This window comes from Aquimarina ulvae, assembly GCF_053613295.3.
This window is the reverse complement of sequence record NZ_JBSIBP030000003.1, coordinates 390638-412184: the sequence shown is the minus strand read 5'-3', so window position 1 is coordinate 412184 and position 21547 is coordinate 390638. Positions and strand designations below refer to the sequence as shown.

The 21547-nt window shown below is 33.2% G+C and carries 22 protein-coding genes; 15 read left to right on the top strand and 7 right to left on the bottom strand.

Translation table 11 applies throughout. From position 1 onward, the window contains the following. Positions 1-295 precede the first annotated feature (295 nt). From epsC to recQ, 5 genes are all read left to right on the top strand, one after another. Positions 296-1087, top strand: coding sequence for a serine O-acetyltransferase EpsC (gene epsC, locus ACWGOQ_RS08800; protein ID WP_452057576.1), 792 nt, complete (start codon positions 296-298; stop codon positions 1085-1087). Then, positions 1087-1971 carry a cysteine synthase CysM gene (gene cysM, locus ACWGOQ_RS08795; protein ID WP_452057575.1) on the top strand — a complete coding sequence of 295 codons (885 nt, stop codon included), beginning with the start codon at positions 1087-1089 and terminating at the stop codon, positions 1969-1971. Before epsC ends, cysM begins: the two co-directional genes overlap by 1 nt. A gap of 67 nt (positions 1972-2038) precedes the next feature. After that, the gene (gene pulA, locus ACWGOQ_RS08790; RefSeq protein ID WP_452057574.1) at positions 2039-4027 is read left to right on the top strand and encodes a type I pullulanase; all 1989 of its coding nucleotides are present in this window, start codon (positions 2039-2041) and stop codon (positions 4025-4027) included. Between the two features lie 499 nt (positions 4028-4526). After that, positions 4527-5726: a tRNA modification GTPase gene (locus ACWGOQ_RS08785; RefSeq protein ID WP_452057573.1), complete on the top strand. Its 1200-nt coding sequence runs from the start codon at positions 4527-4529 to the stop codon at positions 5724-5726. Between the two features lie 91 nt (positions 5727-5817). Continuing rightward, positions 5818-7929 carry a DNA helicase RecQ gene (recQ, locus tag ACWGOQ_RS08780; protein ID WP_452057572.1) on the top strand — a complete coding sequence of 704 codons (2112 nt, stop codon included), beginning with the start codon at positions 5818-5820 and terminating at the stop codon, positions 7927-7929. Here recQ and ACWGOQ_RS08775 read toward each other — a convergent pair. From ACWGOQ_RS08775 to ACWGOQ_RS08760, 4 genes are all read right to left on the bottom strand, one after another. After that, a complete protein-coding gene (locus ACWGOQ_RS08775) occupies positions 7926-8576 on the bottom strand; it encodes a hypothetical protein (protein WP_452057571.1) in 651 nt (216 codons plus the stop codon). The genes recQ and ACWGOQ_RS08775 overlap by 4 nt on opposite strands. Positions 8577-8887: 311 nt before the next feature. Beyond that, on the bottom strand, positions 8888-9484 hold the full coding sequence (locus ACWGOQ_RS08770; protein WP_452057570.1) for a FecR family protein: 597 nt from the start codon (positions 9482-9484) through the stop codon (positions 8888-8890). Positions 9485-9536: 52 nt separating this feature from the next. After that, positions 9537-10181 carry an MOSC domain-containing protein gene (locus ACWGOQ_RS08765; protein WP_452057569.1) on the bottom strand — a complete coding sequence of 215 codons (645 nt, stop codon included), beginning with the start codon at positions 10179-10181 and terminating at the stop codon, positions 9537-9539. 1 nt (position 10182) lies between these two features. Then, positions 10183-10974 carry a tRNA pseudouridine synthase A gene (locus ACWGOQ_RS08760; RefSeq protein ID WP_452057568.1) on the bottom strand — a complete coding sequence of 264 codons (792 nt, stop codon included), beginning with the start codon at positions 10972-10974 and terminating at the stop codon, positions 10183-10185. 151 nt (positions 10975-11125) lie between these two features. Here ACWGOQ_RS08760 and ACWGOQ_RS08755 point away from each other — a divergent pair, with 151 nt between their 5' ends. Together ACWGOQ_RS08755 and ACWGOQ_RS08750 are read left to right on the top strand one after the other, a co-directional pair. Further along, positions 11126-11503 (top strand): LysM peptidoglycan-binding domain-containing protein, encoded by a 378-nt coding sequence (locus ACWGOQ_RS08755; protein WP_452057567.1) that lies wholly within the window; start codon positions 11126-11128, stop codon positions 11501-11503. A 204-nt stretch (positions 11504-11707) separates the two neighbouring features. Continuing rightward, entirely contained in the window at positions 11708-12028 is a 321-nt protein-coding gene (locus tag ACWGOQ_RS08750; protein WP_452057566.1) for a hypothetical protein, read from the top strand. A gap of 21 nt (positions 12029-12049) precedes the next feature. Here ACWGOQ_RS08750 and cmk read toward each other — a convergent pair whose 3' ends face one another. Beyond that, positions 12050-12751, bottom strand: coding sequence for a (d)CMP kinase (cmk, locus tag ACWGOQ_RS08745; RefSeq protein ID WP_452057565.1), 702 nt, complete (start codon positions 12749-12751; stop codon positions 12050-12052). Then, complete coding sequence (porQ, locus tag ACWGOQ_RS08740; RefSeq protein ID WP_452057564.1) at positions 12751-13749, bottom strand: type IX secretion system protein PorQ; 999 nt, start codon at positions 13747-13749, stop codon at positions 12751-12753. Before porQ ends, cmk begins: the two co-directional genes overlap by 1 nt. Before the next feature lie 323 nt (positions 13750-14072). Here porQ and ACWGOQ_RS08735 point away from each other — a divergent pair, with 323 nt between their 5' ends. The 5 genes from ACWGOQ_RS08735 (at position 14073) to ACWGOQ_RS08715 (ending at position 17982) form a co-directional block, all read left to right on the top strand. Next, positions 14073-15107 (top strand): rod shape-determining protein, encoded by a 1035-nt coding sequence (locus tag ACWGOQ_RS08735; RefSeq protein WP_452057563.1) that lies wholly within the window; start codon positions 14073-14075, stop codon positions 15105-15107. A gap of 82 nt (positions 15108-15189) precedes the next feature. Then, entirely contained in the window at positions 15190-15501 is a 312-nt protein-coding gene (locus ACWGOQ_RS08730) for an ArsR/SmtB family transcription factor (protein WP_452057562.1), read from the top strand. 42 nt (positions 15502-15543) lie between these two features. After that, positions 15544-16140: a short chain dehydrogenase gene (locus ACWGOQ_RS08725; RefSeq protein WP_452057561.1), complete on the top strand. Its 597-nt coding sequence runs from the start codon at positions 15544-15546 to the stop codon at positions 16138-16140. 13 nt (positions 16141-16153) lie between these two features. Then, entirely contained in the window at positions 16154-16951 is a 798-nt protein-coding gene (locus tag ACWGOQ_RS08720; protein WP_452057560.1) for a PhzF family protein, read from the top strand. Then, entirely contained in the window at positions 16948-17982 is a 1035-nt protein-coding gene (locus tag ACWGOQ_RS08715) for an NADP-dependent oxidoreductase (RefSeq protein ID WP_452057559.1), read from the top strand. The genes ACWGOQ_RS08720 and ACWGOQ_RS08715 overlap by 4 nt, the downstream gene beginning before the upstream one ends. Here the strand turns inward: ACWGOQ_RS08715 and ACWGOQ_RS08710 are convergent, their stop codons facing one another. Beyond that, the gene (locus tag ACWGOQ_RS08710) at positions 17983-19503 is read right to left on the bottom strand and encodes a DEAD/DEAH box helicase (protein WP_452057558.1); all 1521 of its coding nucleotides are present in this window, start codon (positions 19501-19503) and stop codon (positions 17983-17985) included. Between the two features lie 185 nt (positions 19504-19688). On the opposite strand from ACWGOQ_RS08710, the gene ACWGOQ_RS08705 reads away from it, so the two are divergent. The 3 genes from ACWGOQ_RS08705 to msrB (ACWGOQ_RS08695) all read left to right on the top strand — a co-directional run bounded on the left by ACWGOQ_RS08705 (position 19689) and on the right by msrB (ACWGOQ_RS08695) (position 21510). Next, entirely contained in the window at positions 19689-20558 is an 870-nt protein-coding gene (locus ACWGOQ_RS08705; protein WP_452057557.1) for an alpha/beta hydrolase, read from the top strand. 68 nt (positions 20559-20626) lie between these two features. Beyond that, complete coding sequence (msrB, locus tag ACWGOQ_RS08700) at positions 20627-21118, top strand: peptide-methionine (R)-S-oxide reductase MsrB (RefSeq protein ID WP_452057950.1); 492 nt, start codon at positions 20627-20629, stop codon at positions 21116-21118. Beyond that, positions 21115-21510: a peptide-methionine (R)-S-oxide reductase MsrB gene (gene msrB, locus ACWGOQ_RS08695; RefSeq protein WP_452057556.1), complete on the top strand. Its 396-nt coding sequence runs from the start codon at positions 21115-21117 to the stop codon at positions 21508-21510. The genes msrB (ACWGOQ_RS08700) and msrB (ACWGOQ_RS08695) overlap by 4 nt, the downstream gene beginning before the upstream one ends. Positions 21511-21547 lie beyond the last annotated feature (37 nt).

The window sequence follows — 21547 nt, the reverse complement described above, 5'->3', positions numbered from 1 at the left end:
AATTTAAAAATGATATTCAAATTTATTATTATATTCCAACAAAAATTATGATAAATGTCAGTTACATATAAGAGTAAAAGGCTAATCATTTTTTTACGAAGTTACTTCCAGTATAAACTATTGTTACGAATAAACTTGATTATTCTCTTCCGAGTTTTGACCTAAATTTATGTATTACTATCAATTCTTGCCTTTCTTTGTTATAATTATTGTAAAAATGTAAGTATTTATATTTAAATAAGACTTCTCTATTTCTTTATTCTATATATTTACTAGACTTTTCAAAATAGGCACAATGACTAGAGAAAGAGAACAAATTATAGCTAAGATTGAAAAACAGAAAAAAAACCCTAATCTAAAGCTAAAACTGAAAGAAAGAACCGAGTATTTTACCAATCTTCTTTTTTACACTTTATTTGATTCTGACACAGAAGTGGAGAAAAATATTGATCTGTTAGAACAAACCTTCGAAGAGCTTGTAGATCTTGCCTGTTGGGAAGTAGAAAGGCCTTGTAGCAAAATATGGCACTCGTATTTACAAAAATTACCAGAAATATTACAAAAGCTCAATAAAGACGCAGATTCATTTATGAAAAGTGATCCTGCAGCAAATTCTATAGAAGAAGTGTATCTCGCATATCCTGGATTTTATGCTATCGCAATTTATAGATTGAGTCATGAACTATTAAAATTTGGATTACCGCTAATTCCAAGATTAATGACAGAATACTCCCATCGATTGACTGGTACAGATATTAATCCTGGTGCTGAGATTGGAGAATCTTTCTTTATTGATCATGCAACCGGAATAGTAATCGGAGAAACCGCGATTATCAGAAATAATGTAAAAATATATCAAGGTGTTACATTAGGTGGGTTGTATGTAGATAGAAAACTTCGAAATGTTAAAAGACACCCTACAGTAGAAAACAATGTTACTATTTACGCCAACGCCACCATCTTGGGTGGCACAACAATTATTGGGGCGAATAGTACCATTGGTGGTAATGCTTGGATTACCTCCTCTGTACCCCAAAACTCAATTATATCAAATACTTCAGAAATAAAGATCAAAAAAGTTATTTAATGTCGCATAGTATTTTAGACCTTATCGGAAACACGCCTTTGGTGAAAGCTACTTCGCTTATTAAAAATCCAAATATTACATTATTTTTAAAATTAGAAGGGCACAATCCAGGAGGAAGCGTAAAAGATCGTGCAGCTTATAATATGATTAAATCTGCTTTAAATAGAGGTGATATTGATCAAAATACGAAGCTAATTGAAGCAACCAGTGGTAATACTGGTATTGCATTAGCCATGATTGCTGGTATATTTAAACTGGATATAGAACTGGTGATGCCAGAAAATTCTACTAAAGAACGTGTACAAACAATGCGTGCATATGGTGCAAAGGTCACTTTAACCCCTGAAGATATTGGAATCGAAGGAGCACGTGATTATGCAGAAACTAAAGTAGCTGATAGTGGTTATATCACGTTGAATCAATTTGCCAATGATGATAATTGGAAAGCACATTATAAAACAACAGGACCTGAGATATGGAAAGATACCGAAGGTAAAATAACTCATTTTGTCTCCTCAATGGGAACCACAGGGACCATTATGGGAACTTCCACCTATCTAAAAGAACAATCAAAAGACATTAAAATTGTTGGCGTACAACCCACAGATGAATCACGAATTCCAGGAATTCGAAAATGGCCAAAAGAATACCTCCCAAAAATTTTTAATCCTTCTAAAGTAGACCAAGTTATAGAAGTTAGTCAGGAAGAAGCTACCAAAATGGCCAAAAGACTTGCCAAAGATGAGGGTGTGTTCTCAGGAATGAGCAGTGGCGGATCTGTAACCGCAGCATTAAAGTTAGCAGAAACATTAGATCATGGTGTTCTGGTAGCTATTATTTGCGATCGTGGTGATCGGTATCTTAGTTCAGACTTGTTTTTATAAATAAAGCATACTTTTCAAACCTATAGTAACTAACCGTAACCATATATAAACTTATAAGTATAAACGTATGAAACGTATTTTCATGTACCTATCTATCTTATCAACAATCATTTCGTGTTCAGAAAAAAAAGTAGCCTATACCAGTTTTGAAGAATATCCTACTCCCACAGAAGCGAACCTTTGGATAGATTATTCTAGAGAAGTTACATCGTTTAAAATATGGTCTCCCACCGCAGAAAAAATACAATTACATCTATATCAAACGGGTAACGATGGTACTCCGTTAGAAACCTTAGCATTAAAAAAAGGAGAAAAAGGAGTATGGGAATTGCAAATTAAGAGAGACCTGCAAGGCACTTATTACACCTATCAAACGATGATAGATGGAAATTGGTTAGAAGAAACCCCAGGAATATATGCAAAAGCCACCGGAGTAAATGGGAAAAGAGCAATGGTGCTAAATTTTGAGACTACAAATCCTGATAAATGGAGTCAAGATAGAGGTCCTGAACTGAAATATCCAAATGAAGCTATAATTTATGAGCTTCACATACGAGATATGACAATTCATCCACAATCAGGATCAAGTATGCCAGGTAAATATTTGGGATTGGTAGAAAAAGGTACCAAAGGACCTGATAGTATAGCTACCGGAATAGACCACCTAAAAGAATTAGGAATCACACATGTGCATTTACTTCCTACGTATGACCACTACGCTATCGATGAAACAAAATTAGAAAAACCTCAATTTAATTGGGGATATGATCCGCAAAATTATAATGTGCCGGAAGGTTCCTTTTCTTCTGATCCTTATCATGCGGAAGTGCGAATCAAAGAGTTTAAACAAATGGTTAAAACTTTTCACGATAATGGGATCGGTGTTATTTTGGACGTGGTATATAATCATACCGGGAAAACCGAAAATTCTAATTTTAATTTAGAAGTTCCCGGATATTATTACCGCCAATGGGAAGATGGAAAACCTTCTGATGCGTCGGCCTGTGGTAACGAAACTGCCTCGGATCGAGTAATGGTGCAGAAATACATTACTGAATCTGTAGCATATTGGGCAAAAGAATATCATTTAGATGGTTTTCGATTTGATTTGATGGGGATACACGATACAGAAACTATGAATAAGGTAGCTGAAACTGTGAAAGGTATCAATCCAAATATCTTTATCTATGGTGAAGGATGGACCGCCGGAGATTCTCCTTTAGCAGAAGAAAGAAGAGCATTAAAAAAGTATACTATGAAAATGCCACAAATTTCTGCTTTTAGTGATGATCTAAGAGATGGGTTAAAAGGTTCTGTTTTTAAAGAAGAAAGTACAGGATTTGTAAGTGGCGCTAAAAACACGGAGGAATCAGTTAAAATGGGAATAGTAGGATCAATCAAACATCCACAAGTTGATTATACTAAAATAAATTATTCCAAAGCCCCTTGGGCAAATGAACCTTGGCAATCGGTTTCTTACGTTTCTTGTCACGATAACCATACCGTATTTGACAAATTGAAAATATCCCGAAAAGATGCTTCACATAAACAATTAGTAGCTATGCAGAGGCTAACCAATGCTATTGTAATGACTTCTCAGGGAATTGCTTTTATACATGCTGGAGCGGAAATGTTACGTACCAAAAATGGTGAACACAACTCTTATAATCTTCCTGATAGTATTAACCAAATTGATTGGAGCTGGAAAAGTACCAACTCAGATGTGGTTGCTTACTATAAAAACCTAATTGCTTTAAGAAAAGCACATCCGGCGTTTAGAATGAATGACGCTGATCAGGTTACGACTAATTTAGAGTTTACAAATGATAAAAATGGGTTAATTAGCTACCAGATTAGCAACAATGCTAATGGTGATTCTTGGAAAAACATCTATGTGATTTATAATAGTAACCCTAAAGCGATCACACACGATCTTAAAGGAAATTGGAAAATAGCCGTATCGGGCAACACGTTTGATTTTGAAGGAAAGAAAATAGTGAAAAATAAAGTCGTAGTGCCCCCTATATCAATGATGATATTGTTTCAGGAGCGATAAGAGGGATTTTAGAGTAACTTTCAAAAGTTTTTTTTTCAATAAATGTTGGCTAAATGTGACTTGTTTCATTTTATGTATATTAGTTAGTATGAACTAAATATAGTATCGATGATGAGCAATAAAATAACACAAGCTTGTATAAAAACTTTCATACAATAGGCAAAGCTTTTTTTATACTATTCTGTGTACTAATTATGTTTTACACGCATAACATGGATCTTTTTATTATTTCAATATACCACTATTCATCAAAATATTTGAAAACCCCAAAATATACTATAGCGGTTTGAATGAGAAGGATAAAACTTCTATAGAGTATCACTTGTTACCTTATTTTTCTCATCATTTTTATAAAATTCAAAGGTAAATATCAATATATTGAGCCCGTAATACACAAATGCTTGGTTTTTTATTATAGTATAAAAAAGTGTACAAGTTAGAGTAACATTTTCCCCACTAAAGGAACTAATTAAAGAAAGGAAATTATAACAATCACACTATGGAAAAAAAAATCGGTATAATTATAGCTTGTTTACTTAGTATAGGCACCTTCGGTCAAATTACTTTTGACCAAGGATATTTTATAACCAATACAAATGAAAAAGTAGAATGCCTCATTAGAAATAATGATTGGAAAAACAATCCTAAAGAAATCAAGTACAAATTAAACGAAGATTCTGAAGAAAAAGTTTTCTCTACCAAAAACTGCAAAGAGTTTGGTATTGATAATATATCTAAGTATCAGAGATCAGAAGTACAAATAGATCGATCCAGTAATAACACAACCGATTTAAGTGTAAACAAAGAGCCTATTTTTAACAAAGAAGTGCTGTTTCTAAAAATACTTATAGAAGGAGAAAAAAATCTTTATAAGTATGCGGATAAAAACTTAACAAGGTACTTTTACAATAAAGATGATAATACTATTTCGCAATTAATTTTCAAAAATTACATCAATTCTGAAAATAAAATAGGAAAGAACACAGCGTATAAAGTACAATTATGGCAAGATTTGAAATGTAATTCTATCACGATTAAAACGATAAATAATGTAGGTTACAATAGCAAAGATCTTACTCGTTTTTTTGAAAACTACAATAAATGTCAACAATCCGAATTTACCAATTATACAACCAAACAAAAACGAGACTTTTTTAACCTAAGCTTTAGACCGGGAATTAAAAGCTCGTCACTTTCTATAAATAACTTCACGACAGACCTACCTACTTTTTCGGTAGATTTCGATAGTAAAATCGACGCAAGATTTGGTATAGAAGCAGAATTTATATTGCCTTTTAACAGAAATAAATGGAGTTTTTTTGCAGAGCCCACTTATCAATCCTATAAAGAGTCTTTTACTTTCGAATCCGGAATAAAAGTAGATGTGGATTATACCTCTATAGAATTACCTTTGGGAATAAGGCATTATTTGTTTTTAAGTAAACAATCAAAATTGTTTGTTAATGGCGCAGTTGTTCTTGATTTCCCACTTGGTGATGCTGCTATTACGTATGAAAGAGGCCCAACACTTGATTTAAGCTCTGAAGTTAATTTTTCTTACGGTATAGGATATACATATAAAAACACCTATACCATAGAGTTAAGAAATCAGACAATTCGAAATGTTTTAGGTTCTTCGCCTTCTTGGAATTCTAAATACAATTCATTATCAATAATCCTGGGATACGCTATCTTTTAAAAAGTTGAACCGGATCTTGATATTATAAATAAATTTTACAACTTTTAAAAAAGAAATAAGTAATAGATGCTTTTTTACTTTCTTTGTATTTATGCCAGAACAACAAATTCTAAATACACTAAAAGACTATTTCGGTTACGATAGTTTTCGACCATTACAACAAAATATTATTGAATCTGTATTTAAAGGGAATGATAATATGGTTGTAATGCCAACAGGTGGTGGAAAATCAATTTGCTATCAACTTCCTGCACTACTGCTGCCAGGTATAACACTTGTGATTTCTCCGTTAATTGCTTTAATGAAAGATCAGGTAGATGGATTACTTGCCAACGGCGTACAGGCTGCTTTTGTAAATAGCAGTCAAAATGAAAAAGAACAACAAGAAATTTATGAAAAAATTCAGGATAGTAAGATTAAACTGCTATATGTAGCTCCAGAAAGCCTGAATTTTCTGGATAACATGCTTTCTCAAACAGAAATTAGCTTGGTCGCGATTGATGAAGCACATTGTATTTCGGCTTGGGGTCATGATTTTAGACCCGCATATACACAATTAGGGTATCTTAAAAAAAGATTTCCTGATACGCCTGTTATTGCACTAACAGCTACAGCAGATAAAGCTACTCGTCAGGATATATGTGAACAACTACATATTCCAAATGCAAAACAATTTTTGGCTTCTTTCGACCGTAAAAACCTAAGTTTAGAAGTTCGCCCTGGTAACAAGAGAATAGAACAGATTTTTGATTTTCTTAAAGACAAAATTAATGATGCCGGTATCATCTATTGTTTGAGCAGGAAAACGACAGAAATGCTTGCAGAAAAACTTCAACGTCAGGGAATCATTGCAGAAGCGTATCATGCAGGAATTGATCACGAAAAACGTGCTAACGTGCAAGAGGGATTTATAAATGACCGCATACAAATCGTATGCGCCACCGTTGCCTTTGGAATGGGAATCGATAAATCCAATGTGCGCTGGGTGATTCACTATAATTTGCCTAAGAACATAGAAGGATATTATCAAGAAATTGGTCGTGCTGGTCGGGATGGATTACCTTCATCTACTCTCCTTTTTCATAGTTATGCCGATGTAGTACAACTGCAGAAGTTTGCCACCACATCTGGTAATCAAGAAGTACAAATGGCCAAGTTAGAAAGGATGAAGCAATATGCAGATTCGCTAAGTTGTAGAAGGAAAATACTATTGAGCTATTTTGGAGAATTAATTGAAGAGGATTGTGGTAATTGTGATGTGTGTAAGAACCCACCAAGCTTTATTGATGGTACTGTTATCGCCCAAAAAGCTTTATCAACAGTGGTTAGGATCAAAGAAGAAGAACCGATCGGAACCGTAATTGATATACTTAGAGGAGCGCAAAATGCGGTAATTTTAGATAAAGGATATCAAAAAGTTAAAACGTATGGAATTGCTAGTGATATTTCCTGGAGAGATTGGCAGCAATATATTATCCAGCTTATAAATCAGGGGTATCTAGAAATTGCTTTTCATCTACATAATAAACTTAAGCTCACATCTCTATCTAAAAAAGTACTATTCGAAGGAGAAAAGGTGCTTCTGGCAAATTTGGCAGAATTTGAAAAGATCAAACAATCAGTTGAGATACCAATTAAAAAAACCAAACCAAACTCATTGTTCGAGAAATTACGTGAATTGCGATTAGACCTCGCTAAAGACGCAGGAATTCCTGCATATCAGATTTTTAATGATGCCTCTTTAAAAGAAATGGAAAAGTCCAGACCGATGAGCGATGAGGAGTTTATGCAAATTAGTGGTGTTGGTAAGCTAAAAATGCAGAACTATGGATATCAATTCATAAAAGCAATTATCGATTTTTCCTCAGAAAAGACTACAAGGAAGAAAAAGTCAAATAAAAACAAAGGTAATTCCTATAAAGAAACCCTAAATCTATACGAGCAAGGATTGTCTATAGAAGAAATTGCACAGGAAAGAAAACTGGCACAGTCAACTATTTTTTCTCATATCTTGAAACTACACCAAGATGGAGAGAATATTGATTTGAAACAATTTGTCAGTAACGATGATGTTAATTCTGTAAAAGAAGCAAAAGAAATACTTGATAATCCAGATAGCTTAAAGTCTTATTTTGAGCATTTTGAACAAGCGCTTGATTATAATACTATAAAATTAGCACTAGCAGTTTTAGAAAGTAATTAATCACAAGAAATAGGAATCATAGTGTAAAAAGGTCCCTGATCACAACCATCCATAAGTTCCCTTAATCCAGTTTCTATCAAAAAAACTTTCCGTTTTACAGACAAGTAAACTGCAATCACGTTTTGATACAGTAAACAATTTTCATCTATATCTATTCCACCATTACAACAAAATCCGTGTGACATTATTCTGGGTAATGTAAACTTTTCACTGGTGTATGGAATAGCATCCATATGTACGCTAACATACATTCCATCAATATCACCTTCATTTACTACTTTAAATTTTTCAACCATTGTCAATGTATAGTAAGTATCATTTTCGAGAATATTATTTACACTTTCATAAATTGATTGTCGTTTAGTAACCGTAAATGGATCAGCTTCTTCATTGGGAGAAATAATTATTTCTCGTATCACTTTTCCTTCTGCAGATCCTATTTTTTTCAGAGAAGTACCCAAATCAATACAACAAGAATAAGCACTATATTCAACCAAGTAATGAAAACCATCTTCAGAGATAGCAGGAAGGTTCTCCAGAATTAAATTATCACTATAATGGTTCACAAAAGGTTTAAGGGATTCCTGAGCGGTTAAATGCTTACTTGTTATAAGCAATAATAAAAAGAGTAGCATTTTATATTTCATTACAGTCTGATGTTAAACAATTCTATAGAAAGCATACTACAAACTTCCTGAAATCAATACATTGAGCATACCCTGTAAACCGTGAAATCATGTGTAGTTTTTGGAAATCTTAGTGAGAATAGTTTTTGAGTGATGGAGAATAGCACCTAACATTCTCCTAAAATTGTATTTATCAATTCTACAATGTGTAAGCTTCTCTAAAAACGGGAAGAATATACCCGTAAAGAATGAACTCTAATATCTTTGAGAACAATAAGCAATAGACTTACTAAAGAAACAACAACATCGATAGGTTTCATTTATGAAGTATTTTAATTATTCTTCAGTTTTTGGAACTCTTTTTTAATTTCCTTACCAACCTCTTTAAATTCCTTGCCAATGTTTTTAGCTGCAGGTTTAATTTCTTTACCTAGTTTCTTGAACTCAGCCTTTAGCTCTTTGGTCCATTTTTTAAATTCCTGATTAGATTTTATTTGTTGAAAAGTCTTTTCTCCTTCTTTGTAAACCACTTTAACTCCCTTTTTTAGCTTACTTTGATTGTATGCTGTCTTCAATTCAACCAGCCCTTCCTTGACATCCACTTCTAGCTGATTTGTGGTTGCCTTTACATTAAATTCTGTACCTAAAACTTTAACCTCTCCATGATCGGTTATTACTACAAAGGGATGCTCATGAGCAACTACATCAAAAAAAGCTTCTCCTTCTAATTTTACATTACGCAAATTAAAATCTTCATTATACTTGATCGAACTATTATGATTGAGTAACGCTAAAGAACCATCAGGAAGATTAATGGATCTATATTTTTTCCCAGTAGTAACAGTTGTCGTATCCGTGCAACCGATAAAAAGTAATAAAAAACTAATCATCAAACCATGGATCCTATTAAAATTGCTACAATGTTTCATATCCTTTATTTAATTTTTATGATCCCAAAATGAATAAATTTTATAATCATCCCTATATTGAGCTTCCATATTTATTTAATATATTTTTCTTATTATTTACGGTTACAAACAAATCATCTAAAGCCTTTTTAGCTAGATCTATGTGTAAATTTTGATCGTATAATAATACGTACATATCGCTAATTGATATTCCTTCAGTATGAATTTTCTCAGGTATCAAAATGTCATCTGTTTTAACAAAACCAGCAGTCAATACTCTTATATAAATGCCAGGTTTTACTGCTTCAATAAACTGTTTTAAAACTGCTTGTGTTCCAAAACGTATTCCTAGCTTATAACACGGTTGTCTTGGTTGCGTAACTTGAACAATGGCTTCTCCTAATTTATAAATATCTCCAATATATATCGTACGTTCATCGAGTCCTAATACAGTTACATTTTCCCCAAACATTCCATAACTCCAGTGCAGATCCGGATATTTTTCTTTCCAATAAGGATAATGTTCCGCCGCGTATAAATAACAGGCTTTATCAACACCTCCATGTACTCGCCTATCTACAACATGATCATCTTTTACATCCTCCATATCAAGAAAAATGGGTTTACTTACAGGATATTTATAAATACCCGTCTTTACTTCTTTTCCTCTCCAAGAAATAACTTTAGGTTTACCAATATTAGTAGATATTACTTTCATCTTATCCATTTTTTAGTTCTACCGCATTTAAAATCAATCCAGAACCTGGAACGATATGTTCCAGGACTATTTCGTCTGCAGTAGGGTCTAATGTCTTTTTAATAAAATCAATTGTTATGTTACCTTTTCCTAAATCCAGTAATACTCCCATCATCAATCGAATCTGGTTTCTTTTAAATCCTTCTCCTTTGACCCTTAGTATATAACTTTCTTCAGGAAAAAAACTTGCAGTGTACAAATTGTTTCTAACTATTTCGCATTGTAAAATTTCACCGTTAACAATTGTATGCTTATTTGGTCTGTGACAATAAGACCTAAAATTATGCTTCCCTTCAAACAATGTAGCAGCTTTTATCATTTCATCTATATTAAGAGATTCCATAATGTTGTACATAAAGGGAGCGCTAAACGGATGAAACTTCTCACCAAAAGAAAACATATATATATATTCCTTAATCTTTGGATGCTGAATGATATTAAACTGATTATCTGTTTCTTGTATACTAATTGCTCTTATGTCTTGAGGTAAATTTTGATTAAATAATTCAAAAAAATCTTTCAAAACCAGTGAATTATGATCCACGAACAATTCAATATATGCTTCATTGGCAGAAACCTTAGCGTCTGTTCGTCCTGCTGCCAAAACTTTAAAGTTATTGGAATCCAAAACGTATTTAATCGTTCTTTCAACCATTCGCTGTAACGTATTGACATTAGGTTGTTTTTGCCACCCATGATATCTAAAACCTAAATATTGGAGTTGAATGAGGTAGTAGAATCGCTTTCGAAACATAGTGTCTTTTTTTATAAATATTCGAATATAGATAAATTATGTATTTCAACGATTATATGATGTTTTTTAATCAGGAAATAATGTAAAATCAACTTTAGAAATTATTATATTTGAGTAAATCTAATTACTAATTTTAAAAATCAACTTAGTTATGGTTAAAGCAAAATATCAAGACGTTTTAGATCTCGGACAAGAATTAAATATACAAAATGGCGATGTTAAAGTAGAAAATGGAGTTTTAGAAGTTCGGGGTACTGCGAATACACAATACGAAAAAAACCTGTTATGGGATAAAATTAAAGAAATTGGTGGAGAAGCTCCTTCTGATATCATGGCAGACATTAAAGTTGCCGATGAATCGATATATCATAAGCATACTGTAAAAAGTGGAGAATCTTTAAGTAAAATAGCAAAACATTACTACAAGGATCCAATGAAATATAAAGAGATTTTTGCTGCGAACACACATATTTTAAAAAACCCAGATGTTATTCATCCTGATCAGGAATTGATTATCCCAAATCTATAAGAAATACTGTTGAAAACACTAAATATGGAAGACCCTCCGAACTATAATGGAAGGTCTTTTTTATTGCTCAATACCTGTGATGATTTTCAATAATATCTAAAGAAAATTTTAACATATACGTGCTTAAAGAAAAATACTGGTTAAAAGCAATAAAATGACTAAATTTGTGGTTTTACCGTAATACTCTCCAAATCTATAATAAGTATGAAATCGATTTTATTTTCATTCCTCTTCATAATATCTGTGTCTGGATATGCACAATCGTTGTCCAAAACGAGCATTATTTATGAGTCTAAAAAATCTGTAGTGATGAACAATGGCAAGGAATATAGAATTCTTAAGGAAACTCCGTTGTATGCTGTTACAGATACAACTATTCCACTTAGATATACATTCAAAGACAAAACCTTAATCCTAAACAGAGTATTATTAGTCACTGAAAAAGATCAACAAAAAGAACTTATAGAATGGGTAAAAGGAAAGATGACATTCTACAAACTTAGAGAATCCAAAGATTCGGATTAACAACTTCATGACTAAGAAGGTTTAATTTCCTTTTTCTGCTATAACATTTTTGGCTATCGTAAGAATTTTGTCAAATTGTTCTTCAAGAGTAAGGTTAGAGTTATCAATGACTATAGCATCTTCAGCTTTGCGAAGTGGAGAATCTTTTCTTGTACTATCGATATGATCCCTATCAACAACATTTTTTAGAACATCTTCATACGTAACTTTTTCTCCTCTATCTATTAGTTCATTATATCTACGTTCTGCTCTATCTTTTGCGGTGGCTGTCATAAACAACTTTAATTCCGCATCAGGAAAAACGACAGTACCTATATCTCTACCATCCATTACAATTGCTTTATCTTTACCCATCAATTGCTGTTGTTCTACTAATTTTTTTCGAACTAATGAAACAGCTGCAATTTGACTTACAAAATTGGACACCTCTAGTTTTCGTATGGTCTTTTCTACATTCTCATCATTTAACAACACTTCAGCCAATCCTGTTTTGGAATTCACTTCGAATTTGATATTGATGAATGGAAGAAAACGTTCTAATGCTTCTTTGTTAAAGCGATTCTTGTCAATATAACATTTTCTCATGGCATATAATGTAACTGCGCGATACATAGCACCTGTATCAACATAAATATACCCAAGTTTTTTGGCTAGCTGCCTTGCCACTGTACTTTTTCCTGTTGAAGAATGACCGTCTATTGCAATGATAATTTTTTTGTTCACTATTGAAGATTTATGTTTACACCAAAAGTACTCGAAGAGGCAGCAGAATTATAGCGCGCATAAGAATATGCAAATCGAAACTTGCCAAGTTTTAGAGAAAATCCACCACTAATCCCCGCAAAGGATCTTTGATCAACTATTCTCAGTTCTTCTGATCTTCTAAAATTATATCCTAACCGTATATTAAATCCGCTATCAGGAAAAAACTCGAGTCCAAGAACCACATGACGTAAGGCATTATTGAAAAAACTTGGATCATCAGCTTCTGCATTTCCTTCAAGATCGGTTATATCTCGTGCGGGATTTCGGAATGCCACCTCCCAAACTTGTAAATTTTCTAATGTGAAGTTCCATCGAATTGGTACATTCTTTAATGTTTGTGCGAATCCCATATCCACTGATAACGGTAAATTTTCTCTTGTGTCCGCGTAGGTCGTAAATTGTGTACCAAGATTACGTACTGCAAAACCAAAATCAAATTTTGATTCTGGATGATGATAAATGATTCCAAAATCCAACGCACCTCCTAAAGAAGTGTATTCTTCTAACTTCGAAGAAATAAATTTTCCGCTAGCTCCCACGTGAAAATTTGAATTTGGAATTGCATATCCATAACCGAGAGACAATCCTACTTCACCTGCTCCAAAATCACCTGTTTCATTTCCAAATTCATCAAACCCATCGAACCTACCGTAATTTATATAAGTAATTCCTGTATGAAATACATGTTTCTTTTCTCCAAAGGCTTTGGCATATGATACAGAACCATAGTTGACGTCTGCAATGTAATTTACATAATTCACAGCCAGTTGGTTATCCATTTCAATATTAATTGCAGCGGGATTAAGCATTGCTGATGTTGGATCCATATTGTAACCGGTAACATACTTTCCACCAAGCGCTGCTTGTCTTGGAGAAGAAACCAAATTCAGGAATTGATAAGTATATCTTCCACCTATTTGTGAAAAGGTAAAAGTGGTAAAAAAAATTATTACCAAAAAAATGTATTTACGCATCATTAGCAGCAAAAATAATAGAAACTATCTGGAAAACGATAGTTAGCTATAAAAATTTTACCAGACTTAAAATAAAAGACCAAAGACCTGAAAAAAACTCCAAAGAAATCCAAGTTACCTATTAGTTTTAAGAATATTCTACATCAATACCATTAAAGGTGACAAACAAAAGAATAAAAATTATAAAAAATAAATTACAGTTGTTTAAAAAACAACTACAATATTAAGTGCTTAATAGAGTTATTAGGATTTAGAAACCATAGAGAACAATTACCCACAAATCAATACAAACTCAACCAACAATTATGGGCTTTTTTGACTTTCTAAACAATAAAATAGCAGTAGATTTAGGTACTACCAATACATTGATTACTCATAAAGGTAAAATAGCAATCGATGCACCTTCTATAATAGCAATCAATAGAATAAGCGGAAACATAATAGCTGTAGGGAAAGAGGCCAACTCCATGCGTGGCAAAATCCACGAGAATATTAAAACCCTCTCTCCGCTAAAAAATGGAGTTATTGCAAATTTTGACTTATCAGAGAAAATGCTTAAAATTTTTATAAAAAAGCTTTCTGAAGTCGGTAATGCGATATTCATAAAATCTTTCAAAATAATTATTGCAATTCCTTGTGGAATTACTAAAGTCGAAATGCGAGCTGTTAAAGACTCTGCAAGACGTCTCAATGCAAAACAAGTGTATTTAATATCTGAGCCAATGGCAGCAGCTATCGGAGCTGGCATTGATGTATTACAACCTAAAGGCCATATGGTCATTGACATAGGTGGTGGTACTACTGAAATTGCAGTAATAACTCTTGGCGGAATTATATCAGGGAAATCTGTAAAAATAGCTGGAAACGTCTTTAATAAAGATATTATTAAGTACCTTAGAGAGTATCACAACCTGCATATTGGTGAACGTACAGCCGAAGAGATCAAAATTAATATTGGTTCTGCACTAGACACGTTAACATCTCCTCCCAAAAAAGTTGCAGTACGTGGCCGAGACATCCTGACAGGTAAACCAAAACAAGTTCATATCACATTTAAAGAGATTGCAAAAAGCTTGGATAAGTCTATTAGACAGATTGAAAATGCAGTATTGGATACGTTATCAGATATTCCACCAGAGGTTTCTTCGGATATCTATAAAACGGGGATTTTTTTAACGGGTGGTGGTTCCATGCTTAGAGGACTCGATATACGGTTCTCTATGGCCACAGACTTGCCCGTATACAAGGGAGAGAACCCACTGCAAATGGTTGTTAAAGGAAGTGACATGGTTTTAAAGAATCTGGATAGATACACGCATGTTCTAATCAATAACATCTGATATTTCTTTAGATTTGTGCCATAATTGTAAAATAGTAAATTCTATACATATATTTATAAAATTAAATATGTATATTTGACAAATGAAAAAGGAAAAGATTTTAGAGATACATAAAGCATTGGCAAACTCGACTCGGTTAGATATACTGAAATGGTTAAAAGATCCTGCGTCTAATTTTCCTACACACGTGGATTTAGGTCATTTTGATTTTGGAGTATGTGGTCAATATATTCAGGATAAATCTGGATTATCTCAACCTACTATTTCACATTATCTGGCTACCATGAATAAGGCAGGGTTGTTGATCCCTACTAGACACGGAAAGTGGACCTATTTTAAAAGAAATGAAAAGATGATACTGGAATATATTCATGAAATAACCAATAATTTATAAAAAAATTTACAATAACATATTTAAAAAACTAAATATATAATTATGAAAATTTTAGTTATAGGAGCAACCGGAACAATTGGTAAAGAAATTTACCATTATCTGAAGGATCAACATAAAGTATTTGGAGCACATAGAACGAGTGATCAGTACCCTATTGATATTACAGATAAAGATTCTATTAAATCATTATTTGAAAAATTACCAAAACTAGATGCCGTTATTAATGCTGCCGGAACAGCAACTTGGAAACCATTATATAAGTTAGATGAAAAAGACTATTATTTGGGCATACAAAGTAAATTAATGGGACAGGTAAATCTTGTACATACCGCAAATCATTATCTAAACGACAATGGTTCCATTACATTAACAACCGGAATTCTTGCAGAACATTATGAACCCAATGCAGTAGCACTCTCTTTAGTGAATGGAGCGTTACATAGTTTTGTGAATACAGCATCTCGTGAATTGAAAAGAGGTATTCGTCTTAATGCGGTAGCACCCGGAGCCATCGCTGGTGATTTTCCAAAAGATAAAAAATTTGCAGGCTATCTACCTGTAAAAATAGATGATGTACTTAAGATATATGAGCATAGCTTAACCAATACCAATACTGGTCAAATTCTGAAGATTTATTAAAAAACTAGAACCTATGAAAATTCCAATATATCAAATCGATGCCTTTACACAACAATTATTTAGCGGAAACCCAGCGGCAATTTGCCCTTTGCCTTATTGGTTAAATGATCAGACCTTATTAAATATTGCTAAAGAAAATAATCTTGCAGAAACAGGTTTTTTTGTAAAAAGAGATGCTATTTATGAAATACGATGGTTCATGCCCTATGCGGAAATTGATCTATGTGGTCACGCCACCTTAGCTGCAGCTTATGTTATTTTTAATTATATTGATGATACAATAAATCATATAACATTTTCTTCGAAAAGCGGTATTCTTAAAGCTAAAAAAGAAAACAATGGTTCCATTACATTAGATTTTCCATCTCGGCCACCACAACCTATTGATATTCCAAAAGAAGTGTATACAGCTTTTAAAGCCAAACCAATAAAAGCATTTGCAGGAAGAGATCTAATTATACTTGTAGGGTCAGAAGAAGAAGTCATCAATGAAGAACCAACATTAAATATTCTTAAGGGACTCCCCTATTTATGTACTATTATAACCTGCGAAGGAAAAACTTCGGATTTTGTATCTAGAGTATTTGATGCCAACCCCGAAATTCCTTTAGAAGACCCTGTTACCGGATCTGCACATGCCGCATTAGTACCATTTTGGGCTAAAAAACTAAAAAAGAAAAAGCTGAAAGCACGTCAACTATCTAAAAGGAGTGGCGAAATTGATTGTAAATTAGAGTCAGATCGTGTTTTTCTAAGTGGATACTCCGTTCCTTACTTAGTAGGTGAAATTAAATTAAAATTATCAAGATGAACCACATTAAAAATAAACAATGGATTTATAGTAAAAGACCTAAAAAGTTAGTCGATAAACAACATTATACGTTACAAGCGTCTGCTATTTCGGTTTCAGATCTAAAACCGGGACAAGCATTATTAAAATCTATATATTTTAGTATAGACCCGTATATGAGAATCCAACAATCCAAAAGCAACACTTGGGAAGAACCACATCCAATTGGCGCTGTTCAAGGCGGTGCCGTAGTTGCAAAAATAGTTGCCGTTAATGACAAGAAATCTTCTCTCAAAAAAGGAGATTGGGTATTATCATATACAGGTTGGCAACAATATGCAATTACAGAAATTAGTAGTCTTCGCTTGTTGGATCCCAATGAAACTTCGGTTACAACTGCTTTAGGCATTCTAGGAATGCCTGCACGCATAGCATATTTTGGTTTTCTTGAAGCTGGACTACCTAAAAAAGGGGAAACTGTTGTCATTTCCGGAGCCTCAGGAGCCGTAGGGCAAATTGTGGCACAAATTGCCAAAATCAAGGGCTGTAATGTCATTGGAATTGCAGGGTCTGATAAAAAAACAACCTTTCTTAAAGAAACTATTGGTATTGACGAGGTCATAAATTATAAAAAATATCCATCTACCAAAACAATACTTCTGGAGTTAAAACGATTATGTCCCAATGGAATTGATATATACTATGACAATGTGGGTGGTTATATTACCGATGCTGTTTTTGACCATATCAATCTCCACGCGAGAATTATCATCTGTGGCCAAATTTCACAATACTCGGGCGGATTAGACACACCAGAAATGGGACCTAGATTTCTACATAAAATTCTTTACAAACGAGCAACTATCCAAGGGGTATTAGCTCGTGATTATAATGAAAGAATGAATGAAATGCTTTCAGAAATGACTCCTTGGGTAAAAAATGGGTTGATCCAATATCAAGAAACCATTATTGAAGGTTTTGACAAATTACCTGAAGCTCTAAATATGTTATTTTATGGGAAGAACTTGGGAAAACTACTTGTAAAAGCGTAGTTATTTATTATAAAAAAATTGATTGATTCGAGAACGTAGTTTTCTAGTATAATCTTCCTGCAGCCAATCCCTATAATTTTTAGTGCTTTTGCTAATACAATATGAATATCGTCGAACTCTGTACTCAATATCCCGATCTAGTAATTTACTCAGAATTCTTGCATCGAAAACATCCTCACTGTTTTCGGCGCACATCTTTGCGTGTTGTTCTATCGATTTTTCTAATACACTTTTACTGCGCAAACCGTATTTTTTAGTATTAGCATAGGCCGTTTCGATATCAAAATCTATTTCTGTAGAATTAGCAAACTCCTTTCGGACATCTTCGGGCATTACATATTTAAAATTACGCTCTATCTCATCGTCACTTACCAAAGTGTCATAATAAAAATCTGGTGATCTAAAGATTGCCTGCCAATCTATTTCTCCATTCCAGAGACCAAACCGCGCTGTGTTATTTCCCATATCTATTATAGAAAATTCTGATTTACTCGGTAATATTCTAGAACCTCTACCTATCATCTGAAAATAGAGTGTTAAGGATTTTGTAGCGCGATTAAGGATAATAGCCTCTACAGTTGGTTCATCAAAACCTGTAGTCAATATACTAACCGAAGATAAGATTGCATCATCCGTATGCTTAAACCATTTTAAAATATCAGCTCTTTCTTGTTTACTATTGGTATTATCCAAATGCCTTATAGGATATCCTGCTCTGCGAAAAACGTCAAATACCTGAATAGAAGTATTGATTCCATTATTGAATATCAATGTTTTTTGTCCTTTTGCTCTTTCTTCATAGGCTTTTAACAGCCTATCTTGCATTAGTATATTGGTATAAAGTTCTTCAGATGATTTTACCGTATAATCACCATTCATTCCAATTTTTAGAGAACCTAGCCCTACGTCATAAGTATAAGTAATGGGTTTAGCTAAGAAACCACTTTCAATAAGTGATGATATGGTATTCCCTACAATCAACTCACGATAGTTATCCTTCATTGGAAGTTTCATATTGGAACTAAGTGGAGTTGCTGTAACACCCAAAATAAAACAAGTATTAAAAAAGCGAAATAACTTTCTAAATGAGTTATAATGTGCTTCATCAATAATTACCATTCCTACATTATTAATCTCCAGTTGATCATCATTCAACCGATTATTAAGGGTTTCCACCATAGCAACAAAACACATATACTCATCTTGATCTTCTAGCTTTTTTACAGTACTGTTAATGATTTTGTTTTTTACACGAAACTCAGTAAGCATGTTAGAAGTTTGATCACAGAGTTCAATCCGATGTGTGAGTACCACAACTTTTTTCTTTGTAGTGGCTATATATCTTCTTACTATTTCAGAAAAAATAACTGTTTTCCCTCCTCCTGTTGGGAGCTGGTATAGTAAATTATAGTTTTTAGGAAACTCTTGCAAACGCCCAAAAATTTTGTCAATATCTCTGGCCTGATAGTCATAAAGTACTTTTTGTTCTTTTTTTTCTATTTCAGTGGGTTTCACCCGCATTTGTTTTAAAATTAAAAATAAGCTACAAAATTAAGCACTTTATTAACTCATATACAAGAATTCAAAGGATATATTTCGTTTTATTTCATCAGTTACTATACATAATGTTAATTAATCATAATATTTCTTACATCTATTTTTGTTGTTTTAATTTTAGTTTTAAATAAAAATTGAAGCATTCATTAATGACTAAGATTAATAAAGACCTGATACCTGTACAGGCATTACTAATACCAAAACCAATTTTGTATACTGGAAAAGTATTGGGTTGGATTTCACCTTTTTTAGCCTCTCGATTTGGCGCGCGTTTATTCTTAACACCTTTTAAATATGATAGACCAGAAAGAGAAAAAAATATGGCTGTGGAGAGTCGCAAAGAAAAAATAAAAATAGAAAAGATTAACAGAGAGGTCATAGTTTATAATTATGGATACTCTGATAAAAAGATTTTACTAGCCCACGGATGGTCTGGTAGTGGCACGCAGCTTTCTAAGATTGCTGATCAATTAGTGCTTGAAGGTTACAGCACCATAAGTTTTGATGCACCTGCACACGGTGAAGCTCCAGGAAAAAGAAGTAATATGTTACATTTTATTGAGACCATACATCAATTGGATAAAACACACGGTCCGTTTATAAGTGCAATTGGACATTCCTTAGGAGGAATGTCATTACTGAGAGCGACAAAACATGGCTTAAATATTGAAAAACTCGTGATTATTGGTACTGCTGATAGCATCACCAAGATAACCCAGAACTTTGTTAAAAACTTACAATTAGGTCAGAAAACGGGTTCATTGATGAAACAATATTTTGATAAGCACTATGGAGAAAACCTTGACAATTACTCAGGTGGAATTTCTGCAGAAGGTGTTCACATACCAACACTGGTTGTTCACGATAAAAACGATGTCGATGTACATTACAGGGCTGCAAAAGCAATACACGAAAAATTAAAAAACGGAACCTTGTTGCTAACCGAAAAACTAGGTCATAGAAAAATTCTAGGAGATAAAAAGGTAATTGACACTATAGTTCACTTTATTACAAAATAATGACTTTGGCGTTATCTTTAAAGACATGTAACGACTATTTAAAGAAACTATAATTTAATATAAAAATGATGAAAAAAATCCTGATATTATGCATCGGTATGCTAACTATAAGTTGTACTGGTAATGCACAAAAAGAAGTCAAAAAAGAAAAAAAAGAATATGCGGTTTCAAAAACGGATAAACAATGGAAAGAAATCCTCTCTAATGAACAATATTATATTCTTAGACAAGCAGGGACCGAAAGACCCTATTCCAGTCCATTAAATAAAGTGTATAAAGCAGGTACTTTTTATTGTGCTGGATGCAATACTCCTTTATATGAGAGTGAACATAAGTTCGATAGTGGTACTGGATGGCCAAGCTTTGATAGAGCTGTAAAAGGAAATGTTTCTGTAGATACAGACTATAAGTTAGGATACGCTAGAACCGAATTGCTTTGCGTTACTTGTGGAGGACATTTGGGACACATATTTAATGATGGCCCCAGAGAAACTACCGGAAAAAGACATTGCATTAATGGTGATGCACTAATTTTTGAACCTAAAGAAGATAAACAATGAGTACATACCCTTTTCAAAAAACAGAAGAAGAATGGAAAAAAGAACTTACTGAAGAGCAATACAGAGTGCTGAGGCAAAAAGGAACTGAACGTCCATTTACAGGAGAATATAATATCCATTCAGAAGATGGTACTTATAAATGTATGGCGTGTCACATTCCTCTTTTCGAAAGCACCTCTAAATTTGACTCTGGTTGTGGATGGCCTAGTTTTGATGAATCCATAGAAGGTAATGTAGAATATATTAAAGATACCACTCACGGAATGATCAGAACAGAAATACTTTGTGCCAACTGCGGTAGTCATTTAGGGCACATTTTTAATGATGGACCTACCGAAACAGGTCAGCGTTATTGCGTAAATTCGGTAAGTATAGATTTTGATAAAACATAAAAAAGTATCGATAGAGAACTTTGGAACGCTTATTGAT